The following is a 5,233-nucleotide window of genomic DNA, read 5'->3' as shown; positions in this document are numbered from 1 at the left end:
TTATTTCTTCTTCTCACAACCTAAAAATAAGGATTTTTAAAACAAAAGATAAACTAATTTATGCTCTTATTAATAACTGATAAATATTAAAATTATGTCACTAGTAAAATTTAGAAACAGAAGACCTTGGGGAAACCTTATGACATCAGATTTTTTTGATAACGATAATTTCTTTAATAACGGATTTTTATCAAAGGATTTGAATGAGCCAGCCTTAAACATCAAGGAAACAGAGAACGATTTTGAAGTTGAATTAGCCGCTCCAGGTTTTTCAAAAAAAGATTTTGAAGTTACCATCGATAATGGTTGCCTAAACATTTCAGCAGAAAAATCAGATTCAAAAGAAGAAAAAGATAAGAACTATACGCGTCAAGAGTTTAGCTACAGCTCTTTCGAAAAAAGATTACAACTACCAGATTCGGTAAAAGAGGAAAACGTTAAGGCGCATTATAAAGATGGTGTATTAAGTTTTAACCTTATCAAAAAAGAAGAGGCTAAACTAAAGAAACCAAGAACTGTAGAGATCTCTTAAAAAGAGAAAATTAAAAAAAAGAAGGAGATGAACCAATTCATCTCCTTCTTTTTTGTTTCCGCTCTTTAAACCTTTAATAAGCCTTAAAATCTAAGAGTAGAATTGTTGTAATGGTAAGTTTCTATATCAGAATTATAGAAACATAATAAAAATCAAAGCATTCTTGATTCAACTTTATTCCAATTAATGATTTTTAAAATTTTCTGAAGATATTCTGTTCGTCTATTTTGATATTTGAGATAATAGGCGTGTTCCCATACGTCTATACCTAAAATTGGTGTCCCATTCATTTCTGCTATTTTCATTAATGAATTATCCTGATTAGGAGTAGAAAAAATATGTAGCTTTTTGTCATTAGTCTGAACAACCCAAGCCCAACCAGACCCAAATCGTTTTGCACCTGCATCTGCCAATTCATTCATAAAAGCTTCCTCTGACCCAAAGTCTTCGATGATTTTAGATTTAAAGGTATCACTCATTTTACCACCAGGAGTTAAGACGTCCCAATATAGATTATGGTTATAATAACCGCCACCATTATTACGGATAGCGGTAGGAAGATTATCCATACTTAAAATTTCTTCTATCGTTTTCCCAGAAATATTGGATTTTTTTAATGCTGCGTTAAGCTTATCGGCATAGCCTTGATGATGCTTCGTATAATGTATTTCCATAGTCAAAGGGTCAATAGTGTCTGGAAAAGCGTTATAACCATACGGAAGTTTAGGTAATTCAAAAATATCTGTTGTGGCTGAATTTGTTTTCATACTATTTTCATTTTTGGATTCTGACTTACAAGCCGATAGCAGCACTGATGGTGCAATATATATTCCCGCTGATACCAACATAGACTGTTTTAAAAATTTCCGCTTGTTCATTGTTACTTTTTTATCTGTTAACTTTAATACATCATAAAAAGAGGTTCTTATTTTTTAAGAATAGTATCTAATACTTCATCTTTATCTAATTTCTTAGTACAGAAAAACCAATCTTTACAGTCCAACTCATCAGTAGATGTCATACGCTCCTCTGCTACACCACAAGAACCAGCGGGCGATACAATTACATCATCACCAGGATTCCAATCAGCAGGTGTTGCTACTTTAAAGGCATCAGCAGTTTGCATAGCAATTAAAGCTCTGTAAATCTCATCAAAATTTCTACCCAAACTTAAAGGATAATAAATGATAGCTCTTACAATACCGTTTGGATCAATAAAAAACACTGCTCTTACCGCTTGTGTTTTACTTTCTCCTGGCTGTACCATTCCATATTTTTTGGCAACTTCCATCGTGATATCTTCGATTAAAGGAAATTTAACCTCTACGTTTTTCATACCATTAAATTCAATTTTATCCTTAATGGTACGTAACCACGCTATATGACTGTAGAGTCCATCTATTGAGAGTCCAACTAACTTACAGTTTGCTTCCTCGAACTTATCTTCAAGGCTTGCGAATGTTATAAATTCAGTAGTACATACTGGTGTAAAATCGGCAGGATGGCTGAATAAAATCACCCATTTTCCAACATAATCGTCAGGAAAGTTAATATCTCCTTGGGTTGTTACTGCGTGAAAAGCAGGTGCATTATCACCTATTCTAGGCATTGCGGTAATTTGTTCTTTTTCTTGTGTTGTTTCCATTATTATTTTTTGTTGCGGATGAATATTTATTCATACCTCTTTAATATTTTTCTTGATTAATACATCCCATCATATTGATGTTCTACCATACTCGTCTGCCCAGTTCCTTTATCATACTCTCTCCATATTGTTACTGGTTTAGAGTATAAGTGGAGACACACTGACCGGGTTTCATAAGCATTTAAATACTTATATATGGTCTTTGACTTTTGCATATACGAGTAGCTCTGAGTAGTTAACAGAACAGAGCTTACTTGCTCTAGCTTGTTGTGAGAAAGCTTATATCGTTCTTCTATAAATTTTCCGCAGATCGGATGTATCCATGCTTCTTTAGAATCGATATCGTGAATTGGTCCCTCTTGCCCTTTTTCCCAGCAGGATAAAAACAAATCATAATCTTCCGTCTTGGATAAGGCAACTCTTCCAGGTTTCTTATCATTGAATTTGAAATGTCTTTCCCATTCAACAAGAGGTATATCTATGCGTTTCATTACATTTAAGTAGCTATCTTCTGTTTTACCGATTTCGCAATTATTGAGTTCCAAAATAAGTTCATCTATACTTTCTATTTTTATAGAATCTAATTCTTTCTTTATCAGCATGATTTCTATCCAATTAATTAGTATTTATAAACATCAAAACTACAGGAACTAGCTATGTATTAAAATGACCTAGGTCAGGTTTAATTATTTTTTGAATACCGAAATTTGTAACCAAATTGGATTACCTATAATAGTTTAATACAATCTTATGATTTGGAATTTAATAATAATCTACTTTTTACTTTCTCCTTGGGATATCTCGAATTCATCAGATACTACTCTGCAGTTTGACATTATACTACATAATAAGGTTATAGGGAACTTAAAATCTTCACAAACTACAAAAGATGACACCATCTATTATCGTAGTGAAACCCATATAAATACGCGAGTTATAAAGGATATTCAAGTGAATTACACGTTTGATGTAGCATTCAAAAACAGCTTGTTAAAAAGGGCTAATGTTAATATTACAATCAATGACAAACCTCATGCCCAAACAAACACCAAATGGGAGCACACTGCATATAAGATTGTAAAAAATGATGACAGAGAAAAAATATTGAAAGACTCAATCTCTTATACGACTATTCAATTATTTTTTCAGGAACCTATAAATATTAATAGTTGTTATTCAGAACAAGATGGAAGCTTTAATACGATTGTGCCAATGGGAAATCATTCGTATAAAAAAATCAATTCAAAAGGGAAAGAGAATATGTATTATTATAAACACGGATTCTTAAAAAAAGCTACTATCGATGGTGGACTCATCAGTTTTGAAATGATTGCCAGAGAGCAGTAATTGCCTAATTTTTTATGGTAAAAAACATTCGAACCTTAAAATTATGACTGTAGTATTTGTTTTATACTTTCTTCTGGCTATTGTCTTAATGGTTAAGCTACTGCTAAATGGTGTCCGACCTACCAAAACATTAGCGTGGTTATTAGCCGTTTTTACGATCCCCATTGGTGGTATGTTATTCTATTTTATACTAGGTCGCAATAAAAAGAAGAACAAGTTCTATAAGCTAATAGAAACCAAAGATATTAAGCACTATCTAGAAAAAGTCGAAGATTATTATAATCGCATTGATAGCAAAGAAGAAGAAATCCCTGCCCAACTTAAAGATCATATTAAACTGGTAAAACTGATTACAAAAAGCGCCAAGTTTTTGCCTAGTTCAGGAAACGAATTAACGCCGTTAAAAGATGGGCAAGTTACTTTTGATGCCATTTTTAAAGCAATGGAAAGTGCTAGCCAATTTATACATATACAGTATTACATATTTGAAGATGGTGAGTTGGCGCAACGCTTTTTAACCATTTTAAAACAGAAAGTAAATGAAGGTGTAGAAGTACGGTTTATGTATGACGATTTAGGGAGTAGATTATTAAGCAATAAATATCTAAAACTGCTTAAAGATGCAGGTATAGAAGTGTTTGGTTTTTTACCTATGCGTTTTGGTAGACTCATTTCTTCTCTAAACTATCGTAATCATAGAAAGGTTGTTATAGTAGATGGTCTAGTAGCTTTTACAGGAGGTATTAATGTCTCCGACAAATACATAAAAGGTGATGCCAATCTTGGCGTTTGGCACGATATGCACTTACAACTAAAAGGGCCTATTGTAAACAGTCTACAATCCGTTTTTGCTGTAGATTAGAGTTTTGCAAGTGGTAAGGATAATCTATTGTCTACCAAGTATTTTTTAACGCATCCTGATTCAGGAAAATCAATTGCTCAAGTTATCTCTAGTGGACCGGATTCAGATTTTTCATCTATTCATCAATTGTATTTTTCAATAATCAATAGGGCAAAGAAGTATGTCTATATTACTAATCCTTACTCAAGTTTCGCACCCTTAATTTAGGGTTATTGTTGGTTGTTTTTTTGGTATCAGGAAATTAAATTCTTCTATGTTTCCTATTATTTTAGTGATGGTTAGTGTTTTGACCCCTGTAAAACAAGAGTGATCTTTTAAATTTCGATTATTAATTATGCGCTTAATTTATTGATTAAAATTAAGTGTTTGTCTTTGTTCCATTTCTCCATTGGCGTAATACGTCCCAATAGTCCATGAAGCCTATCATTGTTATAGAAAATCACATACCTTTTTAGAATTTGTTCAATTTGTCCAAAAGTTCTATAGTCTACTCTTTTAAAAACTTCTTTTTTCAGTATTCCATGATAGGCTTCAACATGGGCATTTTCTTCTGGTGTGGCTACGTGTGTAAACTCCTGTTGAACCCCTATAAGTCCAAGATATTCACGAACACTATTTGCTATAAACTGACTACCATTGTCACTTCTAATCACAACATTATCAGGATATTGATACTCTAAAAATAACTCGGACAAAAACGCTATCACCTTATCCTGTTTAATAGAAAAAGAAAAATAGTCTTTTAATATCCTACGTGTATGCACATCTATTATAGATAATAAATAAGCGTTTTTACCCACGCAAGGAATCCAAACCATCTTTATGTCCATTTCTAAACACTCCATAG

General features: G+C 32.6%; 7 protein-coding genes. 3 read left to right on the top strand and 4 right to left on the bottom strand.

Annotation, left to right across the window (positions count from 1 at the left end; translation table 11 throughout):
- Positions 1-94 precede the first annotated feature (94 nt).
- The gene (locus tag CVD18_RS21380) at positions 95-532 is read left to right on the top strand and encodes an Hsp20/alpha crystallin family protein (protein ID WP_103867500.1); all 438 of its coding nucleotides are present in this window, start codon (positions 95-97) and stop codon (positions 530-532) included.
- Between the two features lie 152 nt (positions 533-684).
- Here the strand turns inward: CVD18_RS21380 and CVD18_RS21375 are convergent, their stop codons facing one another.
- The 3 genes from CVD18_RS21375 to CVD18_RS21365 form a co-directional block, all read right to left on the bottom strand.
- Positions 685-1,299, bottom strand: a complete 615-nt coding sequence (locus CVD18_RS21375) for a superoxide dismutase (protein WP_199185125.1) — start codon at positions 1,297-1,299, stop codon at positions 685-687.
- Positions 1,300-1,457: 158 nt separating this feature from the next.
- Positions 1,458-2,177 carry a peroxiredoxin gene (locus CVD18_RS21370; RefSeq protein WP_103867499.1) on the bottom strand — a complete coding sequence of 240 codons (720 nt, stop codon included), beginning with the start codon at positions 2,175-2,177 and terminating at the stop codon, positions 1,458-1,460.
- A 56-nt stretch (positions 2,178-2,233) separates the two neighbouring features.
- Positions 2,234-2,779: a hypothetical protein gene (locus CVD18_RS21365; RefSeq protein WP_103867498.1), complete on the bottom strand. Its 546-nt coding sequence runs from the start codon at positions 2,777-2,779 to the stop codon at positions 2,234-2,236.
- Between the two features lie 148 nt (positions 2,780-2,927).
- Between CVD18_RS21365 and CVD18_RS21360 the strand changes: the two genes are divergently transcribed.
- Together CVD18_RS21360 and CVD18_RS21355 are read left to right on the top strand one after the other, a co-directional pair.
- Positions 2,928-3,524 (top strand): DUF6134 family protein, encoded by a 597-nt coding sequence (locus tag CVD18_RS21360; RefSeq protein ID WP_103867497.1) that lies wholly within the window; start codon positions 2,928-2,930, stop codon positions 3,522-3,524.
- Positions 3,525-3,567: 43 nt separating this feature from the next.
- Positions 3,568-4,386 (top strand): phospholipase D-like domain-containing protein, encoded by an 819-nt coding sequence (locus CVD18_RS21355; protein WP_103867496.1) that lies wholly within the window; start codon positions 3,568-3,570, stop codon positions 4,384-4,386.
- A 332-nt stretch (positions 4,387-4,718) separates the two neighbouring features.
- Here the strand turns inward: CVD18_RS21355 and CVD18_RS21350 are convergent.
- Positions 4,719-5,233 (bottom strand): DDE-type integrase/transposase/recombinase (locus tag CVD18_RS21350; protein WP_146052839.1); only part of this gene is annotated, 515 nt, incomplete at its 5' end.

The organism is Aquimarina sp. I32.4 (assembly GCF_002924285.1).
Lineage (GTDB): Bacteria > Bacteroidota > Bacteroidia > Flavobacteriales > Flavobacteriaceae > Aquimarina.
The sequence above is the reverse complement of the archived record's forward strand: the minus strand, read 5'-3'. Positions and strand labels throughout refer to the sequence as shown.